Consider the following 14,687-nt stretch of genomic DNA (forward strand, 5'->3'; position numbering starts at 1 on the left):
ATTTTCTTATTATATCACGTTTTTGGGGAATTGGGAAAGACAAAAACAGCCAGTTTTCACTAGCTGTTTTCCCATTTTTACCAAATAATCACACGGTCTTCTTTGGCACGCCACATACCGTCGCCTTCTTGAACACCAAATGTTTCATGGAATTCATCGAAGTTTGGCAACTGGATGTTGGTGCGTAGGTGACCTGGTGCGTGGACATCGACACTCGCCAACATCTGCATGAACTCAGGACGGGCCTTCATTCGCCAGATGCGAGCAAAGTTAGTGAAGAACTCCTCTGCGGAGAAGTCATCCTCTGACTTGGCTGCTTCTAAGGCTGCTGCAATCCCACCAAGGTCGGCAATGTTTTCTGACACGGTCAATTTACCATTGATTTTGGCACCGTAAGAATCCTGACCCTCAAACTGGTCAATGACCTGCTGAGTACGAGCTTCAAAGGCAGCATAATCTTCCTCTGTCCACCAGTTGTTTAGACTACCGTTCTCATCAAAGGAAGCACCGTTTGAGTCAAAGGCATGGGAAATCTCGTGGGCAATGACGGCACCAATACCACCATAGTTAGCTGATGAAGATTGCTCTAGCGAGTAGAATGGTGCTTGCAAAATGGCTGCTGGGAAGACAATCAAGTTTTTCTGTGGGTTGTAGTAGGCATTGACCATGTGGGCTGGCATGCCCCATTCCTTCATATCCACAGGCTTGTTCCACTTGCTCCAACCATGAGCAATGTCAATCTTGTTTAGTTCGATAGCATTTTCCACCAAGGACTTGCTTGGGTCAATAATCTTCTTATAATAACGCTCTGGCAAGGCTTCTGGGTAGCCAATGTAAGGCTTGATAACATTGAGTTTGACAATGGCTTTGTCACGCGTTTCCTGAGCCAACCAATCTGCCGTTTCCAAACGAGATTTGTAGACCTCAATCATCTTAGCGACTTTTGCTTCCACATCGGCCTTGGCTTCTGGTGAGAATTTTTCGCCAGCATACCAAAGGCCGAGAGCTTGGTTAAAGTAGCCTTGTGCCAAGTTGTAGGCTGCTTTTTCTTGGTTTTGAGCCTGCGGTGTACCAGAAAGGGCACGGCTGTAGGCTCCTGCTAGAATACGGATTTCATCCGATAGGAAGGCTGTATAAGCTCCTGCCGCTTTCAAAATCAAGGTCGCCTTCAAAAGCTCCCAATTATCCGCGCTGTATATGTCTTTGGCAGCCTGCCAGAAGCGTTCCTCAGGCACGATAATCTTGTCTGGCGTTTGCCCTAAAATCGCTGTGAAGAAATCATCCAACGGCAACTCTGGTGCCAAGGCAGTAAAATCTGCCCACTCATACGGATGGTAGAGTTTGGCATATTCAGACCCCTCTTCATTTGACAAGACATACTTGGCAATCTTAGCATCCAGTTCCAATCGTTTGTCTAGGAGGTCCTTGATTTCCTCATCGCTGAAACCAAACTTAGGCAAGAGAGCTTCTTGACTCTCTCTCCACATTTTGAGCAATTCTGCTCCTTTTTCATGGCCTTCTTCATAGTAGGTCGTATCTGGCAAGATAATGCCTAGAGAATCTGCCCAGAGGACATTGGTTGTCGCATCCATAAAGTCAGGTGCCACACCAAAAGGCATGAGGTTTGGCTTGCCTGCCAACTCATATTCTGCCAGCTTGCTGGTAAATTCTTCGAAAGAGTTGAGAGCCTTGTACTCTGCAATCAAGGCTTGTGCTGGTTCTGCCCCCAAACGGTCACGGGTTTCATAGTCGGCTACTTGTTTGTGGAAGGCCACGAAGTTTTGCAAAACGCTATCTTCTGGGACATTTTCTCCCGCCAACCATTCGTTAGTCGTGTCAATCATGAGCTTTTCAATCTCATCCGCTAGGTCTGAAAAACCACCAGTTCTTGGCTTATCGTCTGGAATCACGGCTGTTTTTGCCCATTCACCATTGACGTATTCGTAAAAATCATCTTGTAAACGTGTCATTCTATTCTCCTTTGTCTATATGATTACTTACTATAATAACAAAAAAGTCTGAAAATTTCATTTGCCAAACTAAAGTTTTAGGGCATTTTTTAGGAAAAAGCTGACGCAGACTGTCAAAAGGCCCATGACCGAACAAGTGCCAGACATGGTCAGATCAAGCCAGCTGGCAAGCCCAAAGCCTAGACAAATCATCAGAATGGCGCAGCATTGCCCCAAAACTAAAAACTGGAAGAAATGCCGAGACCAAGGCAAAGCTGCCATGCTAGGTGCCACTAGGAAAACAATGACCGCCATAGAACCAACCGCTTCAAAGGAGAAAACCGTTGTCAAAGAAACCAGAAAAAGAAGGCTCCATTCCAGTCTTTGGGTGGTAATCCCCTGTAGTTTGGCCTGCTCCTTGTCCAACAGATACAGCTTGAGTGCTTGAAAGTTGAGAAGAAAGAAGACCAGTAAGACCAGCAGGAGACCGACAGACTTGACCAAGGCTAGCGGCATAGATAGACCATAGAGGTCCAGCCGATTAAGCGGCGCAAAAAGCACCTCGCCCATCAGGACCATGTCTAAGTCCAGATGGACATTACGGGCAAAAAGGGAGATAAGGATAACCGCTAGGGCGAAGAAAAAGGTGAAGAGCAAGCCCGTCGCCGCATCCTGAGCCAGCTTGCGACTGTGCAGCCCTTCAATCGCTAGGACTGTCAGTAAGCCAAAGACCGCCGCCCCAAGCAAGAGCAAGGGAGAGTCTAGGTTTTGACTGACAAAAAAGCCCAACACAATGCCCAAGAGAACTGAGTGGGACAAGGCATCTGCCAACATGGCCTGATTACGCACCACCAAGACAGACCCAATCAAGCCACAAGAAGAACCAACAGCCAGTAAAATCAAGAAGACCTCAAGCATGGACATTCTCCTTTCTGATATAGGTCACATAGGCAAAGGCTACTAGGGACGACACACTCAAACAAACGATGATGGTTGGCCCAGTCGATAAGCCCGTCACAACAGAACTCAAATAGGTTCCGACAAGGGCTGAAAAGCTGGCAATTCCAGCTGCCAATGCTAAGGTTTGGGCATAGGATTTTCCCAGGAGCAAGCCAAAGACGGCTGGTGCTATCAAGAAACTACTCATCAGGATAGCACCGACCACCTTCAAGCCAACCGCAATCAAACTCAGCAGCAAAAACAGGGTTAGGCGGTCAATCTTTTCCACAGGAATTCCCACTAGCTTGGCAAATTGTCTGTCAAATAGATAGAGTTTGAGCGACTGGTAATACCAGCCAAATAAGAACAGGCCAAGCAAAGCAACCAAACAGATGAGCAGGACATCGTCCAACTGCATAAAGGCTGCCTGACCAAAGACATAGTTTTCCAAACCTGCTTGGGCTGCTCCTTGAAAGGCAGCATTGCCCTGAACATACTGCTTGAGAACCAAGCCCAGTCCAAAGAAGGCCGCTGAAACCAGAGCCAAGGCATTGACCCGACTGGTCCGCCCCCTTCGGCAGAGCCAGCCAACCAAACCGTAGGACAGATAGCCTGAACCCACCGCTCCAAGCAACAGAAGCAAGGGCTTGCGTGATTGAAAGACCATATAGGACAGGATAATGCCAGGATAGGCCGCATGCCCCAAGCTATCTCCGATTAAACTTTGTCTGGTCAAGACACTGATGGTCCCGATCTGACTAGCCGCCAGAGCCAAGACTAGAGTTCCCAGTGCCACCGTCCAAAAAGAATAATCCCGTAAGAGTTCAAGCATGACCAAGCCCCTCCTTTAGAAAGAAGGCTGGTTCCTGGCCATAAGCAGCTTGATAGGCTTGCAGCTGATCCACCTGATCCATTGGTCCCTCCGCTACCAAGCGACCATTGAGCCAGATGACATGGTCAAAGTACTTTTCCAAGGTCAGGAGGTCATGGTGGATGACCAGAGAGGTCTTGCCTTCCTGCTGAAACTTCTTCAAACAGTCCATGATAATTTGCTCCGTCGCTTGATCAATTCCCGCCAAGGGCTCATCCATCATATAGAGTTCGGCTTCTTGAGCCAAGGCTCTGGCTAGAAAGACTCGTTGCCGTTGACCTCCTGACAACTGGTCAATCTGCCGATTGCGTAACTCGCTGATCTTCATCTCTTCCAGAGCCTGCTCTGCCTTTTCCTTATCCAAAGAACTTGGTCGACGGAAGAAACCACTGGTGTGGGCAAAGCGTCCCATCAGGACAATATCAAGGACCCTTGCTGGAAACTGCCAGTTGACCTGACTGGCTTGGGGAATATAGGCAACCTTTTTCTGAATGACCTGGTCCAACTGCTCTGACTGACCCAGTAGCGAGACCTTGCCAGTCACCCCTTTTTCTAAGCCCAAGATGGCCTTGAACAAGCTAGATTTCCCTGCACCATTTGGTCCGACCAAGGCTGCACGACAACCCTTGGGTAGCTGAAAACTGACCTGATCTAGAGCCTTGACTTGTCCAGCACCATAGTGCAAGGACAGGTTCTCCACTCTCAGAATTTCTTCCATTTTCCCAACCTTTCTACTGCAAATGCTCCACAATCAACTTGACATTGTGCTTGTACATCTCAATAAATGTCGCCCCGTCTTCCCCTTCTGGTGCTAGAGAATCCGAAAACAACTCCTTGCCCTCACCTGTTACAACAGCCACCTGACCACCTTTTGCTTTTACTGCCTCTTGCAATTTCTCCATACGTTCTGGATTGGTTGTAGACTCTGTAAAGATAGCCTTGATATTATGGTCAATGATTAGGTTAACTGTCTCAATCATGTCACTATTAGCCACTTCTGAGTCGGTGCTCACTCCTTGAGGAGCATAGAGAGTGAAGTCATAACTAGCAGCAAAGTAATTAAAGGCATCATGTGGCGTTACCAAATAGCGACTTTCTTTTGGAATCACACTTAATTCTTTTTCTACCCAGGCATGCAAATCATCTAGCTGCGCTTGGTATTTTTCTGTATTTTTCTGAATCATCTCAGCTTTAGCAGGCAAGAGTTTTTGTAGTTCCTCTGAAGCTACAGCTACAGCTGACTTGTACAAGGGAATTGAAAACCAGAAGTGCGGATCGACAATTTCTTCCCCATCCTCATCCATCGTATTCAAGTCTTTTACATTAAAGTTTTTAGAAACAGCTACTCCGGTCTTCTCCAAAGCTTCAACCATTTTACCTTCAAAGTGCAAACCGTGGTAGAGAACAAGGTCAGCCTTTTGTAATTTTGATAAATCACTAGATTTGGCTACGTACAAATGAGGGTCTTCTCCTGCTGGAATCAGCAAATCACGTTCCACCTCATCGCCTGCCAACTGATAGACCATGTCATTGAGGAAGGAAGTAGTCACAGCCACCCTTGGCTTACTAGAGCCTTCTGTGGTTTGCGATGGACGACAAGCTCCTAGTCCTATTAGGGACAATAGCAGAGCAAAACTGAACAATATTTTCTTCATATAGGTTCTCCTTTTATTTTTATTAAGCACACCTAACTATATAATTAGATTAAGCTAAAAAATTCATTTTGTCAACTGATTTTTAAATTTTTTGATATAATAGTTTCAGTAGAAAGCGAGTTCTCATGACACCAAACAAAGAAGATTACCTAAAATGTATTTATGAACTAGGTCAATTAGACCAAAAAATTACCAATAAACTCATCGCAGAGAAGATGGCCTTCTCCGCCCCAGCCGTTTCTGAAATGCTAAAAAAGATGGTGAATGAGGAACTAATTGAAAAAGACAAGACAGCCGGCTATCTCCTTAGCCAAGCCGCCTTGGAAATGGTCGCCAACCTCTACCGCAAGCACCGACTGATCGAAGTCTTTTTGGTCGAACAGCTGGGCTATTCCCCTGAACAAGTCCATGAAGAAGCTGAAATTTTGGAACATACTGTTTCAGACCATTTTATCAACCGACTGGATAAACTCCTAGGTTATCCCCAAACCTGTCCACACGGTGGCACTATTCCAAAAGAAGGACAGGGTCTAGTAGAACGTTACCAAACCCGACTTTCCCAACTGACAGAAACAGGCACCTACCAACTGGTTCGTATCCATGATTTCTACCAGCTCCTCCAATACCTGGAGCAACATGAGTTAGCCCTCGGTGACCAACTGCTTGTGACGGATTTTGACCACTTTGCCCAGACCATTACCATCCAGTACAAGAACAAAGAACTGGCTATCCCTACAACCATCGCCCATGAATTATTCGTAGAAAAAACCAATCGCCCAGCCTAAACAAGCTGAGCGATTATTTTTTCTTCACATTACGAAAAATGGATCTGGCAACAAAAAACACTTGCCCTAGGATATATACCAAACCCAAAAAAGAACCGATATAAAAACAAGCCAAGAGAAAGAAAGGATGATAGGTTAAGGGTTGGATGACAAACATGAACACGAGCACCAATCCCCACCGCATCCCCCAGGTCATCTTTCTCTGGATAATCCACTCCAGCCTATCTTCTCCAACTGAACTTCTGGTTTCCAGATAGTCTTGATTAAGGTCTTGAAAAAATTTTCTCATATTTCTGCCCACCTCTGCACTTGATAGTTAGCAATTATAAAGTTGCTAACTTCCTCTTAGTATACAGGCATTTCCCCAAAATGTCTACTGTCAATTTTCATCCACCAATCTGCACCAAACCAAATAAAATTTGGAGGAGTAAAATGGAGGCATTATAGAAGCTATGTGCAAGGATACTGTCCGTCATTCGTCTATTGCACATATACAGATAGCCCAGATAAGACCCTGTTATAAAGTGCCCTAAAAATGCTACTGAAAAGCTCCAAGTATGACAATAGGCAAATAGAAGGGCAGAAAATACAATGACCATTTGAGGATGCTTAGGAAAATACTGGGCTGTCTTTTCTAACAAAATCCCTCTGTAAAGAAATTCTTCTAAAACTGGAGCAAACAAGACAACTGAGAGAGCCATCACCCAAAAATTGTCCGAATTTAACTGATTGACTATATCCAAGGCATTAGAATCACTAGTGCTAAGCCCTAAATATTGCCAAAGGAGGTTCAGGCAAGTTTGTCCAGTAAATACCAACGCTGTCATACCGACTATTTTAAAAATATTCAGCTTCTCTCTTGAAAAGACTTGATTCTTCACCATTCCTCGTCTGATGACAGAAAGTAGTGCCAATATTGCAAGACCTAGCCCTATCATGACTGCAAGTTTTAAAAGCACACTCTCTTGAAAGGCTGTTATCCCCATATAAGCCGGAAATTGAATGAGCAAAGTGAGAAGCAAGGTACCCACTGCTAAACCGATGGATTTTATTATTTTCATATTCTACTTATTTTTTATCTATTACAACTAATTCCGAGTTTCATTTTTATATGTATGATAACTCAGAGTTAATATTCCTACTAACCCCAGTATATTTAGAATATACTGCAAGTAGTCTGTCACTCGAAACAAGTTTAGTATTCCCATCATTAATAGTATAAACAAGGGAATAATAGTTAAATGTCCAACTTGACTTGATAGACCCACCGATGTATAATAAACATAGAAAAAGGGAGTTGCCAGAAACAACTACCCCTTGCAGAACCGTTTAAGACGGTGGCTGTTTACAAATTATTTAAAAAATAACCGTTAACCTGCCAAAGTTATAGACGGTTATTTTTTTGTCGTTTTTACCAATTCAAGAACTAACATCACGAGAGCGATAAAAGAAAATAGTCATTCAGTTTACTTTTAGTACTAGGCAACGAGCTGCAGACAGTACTGGAGTACGGCAAAGCGAGTTCAAAGACTCCAATGGAGTCTTTGAAGTTGGAAATAAGGAAAGTACGTTTCCTCGCTCGTCGAAGTAATAAAAGAAAAACTGGATGACTGTACCAGCTACAAAAATGAGTGTTAGCCACTCAAAGGTTGACAAGCAATAACCTCCGACGTGAGAGTTTTGAAACGATATTTTTCAAAACTCGAGCTAGTGCGAGCCCTAGACAAATCTTATAGGATTTGTCGTTGCCAGATGAGTAAGTTCACTTACCAGCTGGCTTGGGCTAGCCTTTCTGTTAGATTTTGATGATTTTCAGAGTAGAACAAAAAGTTCCATTCCACTTCTCTTAATTCTCGTCAACATCTCAGCGCAGTGGTTGATTGGCAGATTTGTTCGTGCTTCGCACTCCAAATCTGACCTAATCAACTGTGCGGGGGCGGTAAGACGAACTCATCTTCTACTAGTTGAGTTCTGTACCGCTCCCACCTACCTTTCAGAAATTAGAGCCACCGTCTTTACTTTTCTGCAAAAACTATTATAGCATATTTAATAAAGAATTGTAGTCCAATTTACACATCAAAAAACCAGCCTACTTGGGCTGGTCTTCTTGGAGTCGCTCTTTAAGGCGACGACGGTACAAAATCTGTGAGGGAATGAAGTAAAGAAAGCTTGCTAAAATAATCCAGCGTTTATCTAAATCGCTAAGATAGATGGCTACTATCAAAACAAAGGCGAGAATTAAATAAAAGAAATGATTGGTCAATAACTTTTTCATTGGGCACCTCCACATTTTCTTGATATTAGTATACCAAATTTACATATAGATGTATAGAGGTCTAGCGATTTTTCGTATCCAAAACAATGGTCACCGGTCCATCATTGACCAGACTGACCGCCATATCCGCCCCAAAAACACCCACTTCAACAGGCACAAAGGCTGACAGGGCTTGGTTAAAGGCATCATAGAGTTGGCTAGCTAGGGCAGGAGCTGCTGCTCCTGTAAAGGCAGGGCGATTACCTTTTTTGGTGTCCGCAAACAGGGTAAACTGGGAAATGGATAAAATCTTGCCCGCCACATCTTGAACGGACTTGTTCATCTTGCCTGCCTCATCTGAAAAAATCCGCATATTGACGATTTTTCGAATAGCATAGTCCAGGTCTTCCTGGCTGTCATCTGGCCCCACACCGACTAGGAGCAAAAGTCCTTGTTCAATTTGCCCATGAATGCTTCCTTCGATGGTCACACTGGCCTGCGACACACGTTGTAATACAATTTTCATCTTATCCGTTGGTCCTTTTCACTGAGTAAACTTCTGGCACCGACTTGATCTTGTCCACCAGACTGGTCAAGGTTGCCAGGTTGGAAATACCAAAGGAGACGTGGATGGTCGCAAACTTCATATCCTTGGTTGGCTGGGCATTGACCGAAGAAATGTTCTTGCTGGCATTGGTCAAGACCTTGAGGACATCGTTGAGGAGACCTGAACGGTTGAGCCCGTAGATATCAATGTTTGCCATGTATTCCTTGGTCGAATTTTCATCCTCCCAACCGACATCAATCAAGCGAACATCATAGTTTTCCTGACTCTTGAGGTTCATACAGTCTACACGGTGAACAGCCACCCCACGTCCCTTGGTGATGTAGCCGACAATCTCATCGCCAGGTACTGGATTACAACATTTGGCAATCCGAATCAGCAAGCCTGACGCCCCTTCAATGACCACGCCACCTTCGTGACGGATTTTCAAACTATCTTTGTTGTCGTGTTTGACTTCGCCACCGTTGACCAATTCGTCCGCGGCAGCCTTTGCCTTAGCCCGCTCAGCTTCTCGGCGTTCTTTCTCTGTCAGACGGTTAAAGACGGACACGGCAGAGATTTCTCCAAAACCAACTGCCGCAAAAAGGGATTCGTCGGTCTTATAGCTGGTCTTTTGCAGGACCTCATCCATGTGGCGGCGATCCAGATATTGGTTGGGAACGTAGCCGTTTTCTTGGAGCAGGTTCTGGAGCATTTCACGCCCCTTGGAGACGGAAAGTTCCTTGTCCTGGTTTTTGAAGAACTGCTTGATTTTATTACGGGCCTTGTGAGTTTTAACCAAGTTGACCCAGTCACGACTTGGGCCGAAAGAGTTGGCAGAAGTGATGATTTCCACCTGGTCGCCCGTCTTGAGCTTGGTCGTCAGAGGCACCATACGGCCGTTGACCTTGGCACCTGTCGCTCGCTCACCGACCTTGGTATGAATTTCATAAGCGAAGTCAATCGGTACAGAATCCTTTGGCAATTCACGCACAGCACCATCTGGCGTAAAGACGTAAATACGTTCTGTAAAAATATCGTCCTTGACAGAATTTACAAAGGTTTGCGCATCCCCAGCCCCTTCTTGGAGTTCAATCAGGTTGTTGATCCAGCGCAACTCTTTTTCGCTGGCAGTTGCCTTGCCACCACGCTTGTAGGCCCAGTGAGCCGCAACCCCGTACTCTGCAACCTGGTGCATTTCTACCGTCCGAATTTGGAACTCAATCGGTCCCTTTGGTCCATAGACTGTCGTATGGATGGACTGGTAGCCATTGGCTTTTGGACTGGCAATGTAGTCCTTGAAACGACCCGGCATCGGCTTCCATAATTCATGGATGTAGCCAAGCATGGCATAGACATCGCTTGGAGTATCCATCAAGCAGCGAATAGCTGTCAGATCATACAGTTCGTCAAAGCGTTTTTTCTTATCGTGCATCTTCCGATAAATAGAGTAGATATGCTTGGGACGACCATAGATTTGACCGTGAAGATGGCGCTCCTCTGTGTATTCCCTCAACTTGTCGACGACTTCATTGACCAACTCTTCCCGTTCGCGTCGTTTCTCCCTCATCATGTGGGTAATCTTGTAGAACTCAACTTCATTGAGGTAACGGAAGGATATGTCTTCCAATTCCCACTTGATAGAAGAAATACCTAGACGGTGGGCAAGGGGAGCATAGATTTCCATTGTTTCACGTGAAATCCGTTCCTGCTTGTCCTTGCGCAAGTGTTTAAGGGTCCGCATGTTGTGAAGGCGGTCTGCCAGTTTAACCAGAATGACCCGCATATCTTGGGACATGGCAATCAGCATGTTGCGGTGGTTTTCAGCCAACTGCTCCTCATGTGACTTATACTCAACCTTACCCAGTTTGGTCACACCGCCGACAATATGGCGAACCTCTGGTCCAAATTCAGCCTCCATATCATCCAGAGTTACCTCAGTGTCTTCTACTACGTCATGCAAGAATCCGCAAGCTACGGTTACCGCATCTAGCTTGAGCCCTGCCAAAATCCCTGCCACTTGGATAGGGTGGACAATGTAGGGTTCGCCTGACTTCCGAAATTGAAGTTTATGAGCTTCAGTAGCATAGTTCAAAGCTTTCTCAACAAAGGCCACATCATCAGCTGGAAGATAGCTTGCTGTCAGTGCAACAACTTCCTCGCCAGTGTAATTGATTTCTTTCATTTACTTCTCTCCCTAACTATTTCCTATTATTTTACCATTTTCACTGGAAAAGAAAAAGGAATCTAACAACATAAGACTACTAATTACAAACAATCCAAACCAAGTTCAGATTCGGCGAACGTTCCTTTTTTTATTGTTTTTCTTACTATTTTCACTTGTTTTTCAATCAAACGTTCAGAATTAGTCTTGATTTTTGCATTCCTTAACTGTATAATGATTGTAGAAGATTATTACAAAAAGAAAATGGAGGATTCTTATGAATTTTCGTTTCAGTAAGTGTGCTGTAGCACTCACACTAGCTCTCTTAGCTGCAAGCAATCCAAAATTAGCTCAAGCCGAAGAGATTCTCAACACAACTCCAGCTTCTTCAACAGAAGCAAGTCAGGCTGTACCAGTTGAATCTGACACCACAGAGGAAGCTGATAATACAGAATCTCCTGTTCCAGCCACTACCGAAGCTGAAAATCCAAGCTCTTCCGAGACAGCTGAAACTAGTGATCCTACAAGCGAGACAACTGACTCAACTGCTTCAGAAGCACGCACGGTCGCTCCTGCTGCAACTGAAACTAGTCAGCCTGTTGAAGGACAAACTGTTGATGTTCGCATTCTCGCAACAACTGACCTCCATACGAACTTGGTCAACTATGACTATTACCAAGATAAACCAGTGGAAACGCTTGGTCTGGCAAAAACAGCTGTTCTTATCGAAGAGGCAAAAAAAGAAAATCCAAATGTCGTATTGGTAGATAATGGAGACACCATTCAAGGTACTCCTCTTGGAAATTACAAGTCTATCGTTGATCCTATCGAAGAAGGTGAACAACATCCTATGTACGCCGCCTTAGAGACTCTGGGATTTGACGTCGGCACACTTGGCAACCACGAATTTAACTACGGCCTTGCCTACCTCGAAAAAGTAATTCGTACAGCCAACATGCCTCTAGTCAATGCCAATGTCCTCGATCCGACTACGAAAAACTTTCTCTACACCCCTTATACCATTGTGAAAAAGACATTCACAGACACCGAGGGTAAAAAGGTTACACTAAATGTCGGTGTTACAGGGATTGTTCCCCCTCAAATTCTCAACTGGGACAAAGCTTATCTAGAAGGAAAAGTGATTGTTCGTGATGCAGTTGAAGCCGTTCGCGATATTATCCCAACCATGCGAGAAAATGGCGCAGACATCGTTCTGGTCCTTTCCCACTCAGGTATCGGCGATGACCAATATGAAGTCGGTGAGGAAAATGTCGGTTACCAAATCGCCAGCCTGTCAGGAGTTGATGCGGTTATCACAGGTCACTCCCACGCAGAATTCCCAGGAACAGCCGAAAAACCAAGCTTCTATGCTAAATACTCTGGCGTGGATGATACAAATGGTAAAATCAACGGCACTCCTGTCACCATGGCGGGTAAATACGGTGACCACCTCGGCGTCATCGACCTCAATCTGGTCTTTAAAGATGGCAAATGGACAACTACTTCTAGCAAAGCGACTATTCGTAAAATCGATACAAAATCATCTGTAGCAGATAGTCGCATCATCGACCTTGCTAAAGAAGCCCATAACGAAACCATCAACTATGTGCGCCAACAAGTCGGTGAAACAACTGCTCCAATCAACAGCTTCTTTGCCCTTGTTCAAGACGATCCTTCTGTACAGATTGTTAACAATGCACAGATTTGGTATGCAAAACAACAGTTGGTGGGTACTTCAGAAGCTAATCTACCAATCCTATCTGCGGCTGCACCATTTAAGGCTGGTACTCGAGGCGATGCTTCAGCCTATACAGACATTCCTGCTGGCCCAATCGCCATCAAGAACGTAGCAGATCTTTACCTCTACGACAACGTTGTAGCCATCTTAAAAATCAACGGTGCCCAACTCAAAGAATGGTTGGAAATGTCCGCAGGGCAATTCAACCAAGTTGACCCAAGCTCAACAGAGCCACAAAACCTAGTCAACACAGATTTCCGCACTTACAATTTTGACGTTATTGACGGAGTAACTTATCAGTACGATATTACGCAACCAAATAAATACGATCGTGATGGTAAGGTAGTCAACGAAACTGCCAGCAGAGTTCGGAATCTGCAATACAATGGGCAAGATGTGACAGCTGATCAAGAATTCATCGTGGTGACCAACAACTACCGTGCAAACGGTACTTTCCCTGGGGTCCGCGAAGCTTCTGTCAATTACTTGCTCAACCTGGAAAACCGCCAAGCCATCATCAATTATATTATCGCTGAGAAAGTTATCAACCCTACAGCAGACAATAACTGGACCTTTACAGATAGCATCAAGGGACTCGACCTCCGCTTCTTGACAGCAGATCGTGCGAAAGAATTGGTAGCTAATCAAGAAGGGCTGGTTTACCTCCAAGCCTCAGCTGAAAACGAAGGATTTGGCGAGTTCAAGTTTGTCTACACTGAGCCAAAAGTCGTGACTCCTCCAACTGGACAAACAGCTACTGATAATCAAACTTCATCTGGTCAATCTGGTGTTCAAATTACACTTCCGTCTGGTCAGGTCATTACCCTTCCAGCCGAAAAAACAACAGCACCTGCACCAAAACACAAACTTGCTACTACAGCTAAGACAAGCACTTCCTCCGCAACAACTCAAGCAGGACAAAAAACACTCCCTGCAACTGGTGAGGCAAGTTCTATGCTTAGCCTGATCGGCTTCAGCCTAATTGGCCTTGTCGGTGCTTTCCGCAAGAAAAATGAAAACTAATGTAAAATAGTAAAGAGCTCGGATAAGCAACCGAGCTCTTTTAGTCTATTAAAAAAATGACCAAATGACAGCAATCACGATGGCTGGCAGCATGTTGGCAACGCGAATCTTTTTGTCCCAGATGATATTGACTCCGACACAAAAGATGAGGGCGGAGCCGATAAAGGAGAGATTAGCAAGGGCCTGATCCGTCATCAGAGGTTCAATCAGGCGTGCCAAAAGAGTCACAGAGCCTTGAAAGAGAAAGACTGGCACTGCTGAAAAACCTGCTCCCTTGCCCAAACTCGAGGTCATAATCAAAATGATAACAAAGTCCAAAATACTCTTTACGGCCAACAAGCGATAATCACCCGTCAATCCATCTTGGATGGCCCCTAGTATGGCCATAGCACCGATACAAACGGTCAATGACGCTGTCAGGAAAGCATCTAAGAATTGCCCATCTTGGCTGTTTCCTGACTTTTCTCGGAGCCAGATACCCAAGCGCTCAAACCAACCTTCGATATGCAGTACTTCCCCAATCAAGGTTCCCAAGGCTAGACTAAGAACCAAAAGCATGCTATTTTGACTTTTGAGTTGACCGTCAACTACTGTCAACAGTCCTTCTAAACTACCTGAAATTCCTAAAAATAAAACAGCTAGCCCGCTCGCCACCGTTAGTCCTGACTGATGCCGTTCTTTAAGCAAGTGACCAAACCAAGACCCTAGCACACCTGCTAGGGCGATGGCCACTGTGTTGATAATCGTACCTAAAGCAAACATGAA

At 45.0% G+C, this 14,687-nt stretch carries 13 protein-coding genes; 2 read left to right on the forward strand and 11 right to left on the reverse strand.

Annotated elements, in window-relative coordinates; translation table 11 throughout:
• Positions 1–77: 77 nt before the first annotated feature.
• The 5 genes from P7J49_RS03245 to P7J49_RS03265 form a co-directional block, all read right to left on the reverse strand.
• Positions 78–1,970 (reverse strand): M13 family metallopeptidase, encoded by a 1,893-nt coding sequence (locus P7J49_RS03245; protein WP_408569354.1) that lies wholly within the window; start codon positions 1,968–1,970, stop codon positions 78–80.
• Between the two features lie 69 nt (positions 1,971–2,039).
• Complete coding sequence (locus tag P7J49_RS03250; protein ID WP_029187113.1) at positions 2,040–2,867, reverse strand: metal ABC transporter permease; 828 nt, start codon at positions 2,865–2,867, stop codon at positions 2,040–2,042.
• Positions 2,860–3,720, reverse strand: a complete 861-nt coding sequence (locus P7J49_RS03255) for a metal ABC transporter permease (protein WP_408550846.1) — start codon at positions 3,718–3,720, stop codon at positions 2,860–2,862. Before P7J49_RS03255 ends, P7J49_RS03250 begins: the two co-directional genes overlap by 8 nt.
• On the reverse strand, positions 3,713–4,477 hold the full coding sequence (locus P7J49_RS03260) for a metal ABC transporter ATP-binding protein (RefSeq protein ID WP_408569357.1): 765 nt from the start codon (positions 4,475–4,477) through the stop codon (positions 3,713–3,715). Before P7J49_RS03260 ends, P7J49_RS03255 begins: the two co-directional genes overlap by 8 nt.
• A gap of 13 nt (positions 4,478–4,490) precedes the next feature.
• Positions 4,491–5,414 (reverse strand): metal ABC transporter solute-binding protein, Zn/Mn family, encoded by a 924-nt coding sequence (locus P7J49_RS03265; protein WP_408569359.1) that lies wholly within the window; start codon positions 5,412–5,414, stop codon positions 4,491–4,493.
• A gap of 125 nt (positions 5,415–5,539) precedes the next feature.
• Here P7J49_RS03265 and P7J49_RS03270 point away from each other — a divergent pair, with 125 nt between their 5' ends.
• Entirely contained in the window at positions 5,540–6,199 is a 660-nt protein-coding gene (locus P7J49_RS03270; protein ID WP_029187109.1) for a metal-dependent transcriptional regulator, read from the forward strand.
• 13 nt (positions 6,200–6,212) lie between these two features.
• On the opposite strand, the gene P7J49_RS03275 is transcribed toward P7J49_RS03270, so the two are convergent.
• The 5 genes from P7J49_RS03275 to P7J49_RS03295 form a co-directional block, all read right to left on the reverse strand.
• Entirely contained in the window at positions 6,213–6,488 is a 276-nt protein-coding gene (locus tag P7J49_RS03275; protein ID WP_029187108.1) for a hypothetical protein, read from the reverse strand.
• A 97-nt stretch (positions 6,489–6,585) separates the two neighbouring features.
• Positions 6,586–7,260: a lysostaphin resistance A-like protein gene (locus P7J49_RS03280; RefSeq protein ID WP_408569361.1), complete on the reverse strand. Its 675-nt coding sequence runs from the start codon at positions 7,258–7,260 to the stop codon at positions 6,586–6,588.
• A 1,028-nt stretch (positions 7,261–8,288) separates the two neighbouring features.
• Positions 8,289–8,474, reverse strand: coding sequence for a hypothetical protein (locus P7J49_RS03285; protein ID WP_105159389.1), 186 nt, complete (start codon positions 8,472–8,474; stop codon positions 8,289–8,291).
• Between the two features lie 61 nt (positions 8,475–8,535).
• Positions 8,536–8,979: a D-aminoacyl-tRNA deacylase gene (dtd, locus tag P7J49_RS03290; protein WP_408569363.1), complete on the reverse strand. Its 444-nt coding sequence runs from the start codon at positions 8,977–8,979 to the stop codon at positions 8,536–8,538.
• 1 nt (position 8,980) lies between these two features.
• Complete coding sequence (locus P7J49_RS03295; RefSeq protein ID WP_408569365.1) at positions 8,981–11,182, reverse strand: RelA/SpoT family protein; 2,202 nt, start codon at positions 11,180–11,182, stop codon at positions 8,981–8,983.
• Between the two features lie 256 nt (positions 11,183–11,438).
• Between P7J49_RS03295 and P7J49_RS03300 the strand changes: the two genes are divergently transcribed.
• Positions 11,439–13,922 carry a bifunctional 2',3'-cyclic-nucleotide 2'-phosphodiesterase/3'-nucleotidase gene (locus tag P7J49_RS03300; protein ID WP_408569367.1) on the forward strand — a complete coding sequence of 828 codons (2,484 nt, stop codon included), beginning with the start codon at positions 11,439–11,441 and terminating at the stop codon, positions 13,920–13,922.
• Positions 13,923–13,970: 48 nt separating this feature from the next.
• Here P7J49_RS03300 and P7J49_RS03305 read toward each other — a convergent pair whose 3' ends face one another.
• Positions 13,971–14,684, reverse strand: coding sequence for a DUF554 domain-containing protein (locus P7J49_RS03305; protein WP_398588539.1), 714 nt, complete (start codon positions 14,682–14,684; stop codon positions 13,971–13,973).
• Positions 14,685–14,687 lie beyond the last annotated feature (3 nt).

This window comes from Streptococcus suis (genome assembly GCF_046032515.1).
In the GTDB taxonomy this organism is placed as follows: Bacteria; Bacillota; Bacilli; order Lactobacillales; family Streptococcaceae; genus Streptococcus; species Streptococcus suis_AL.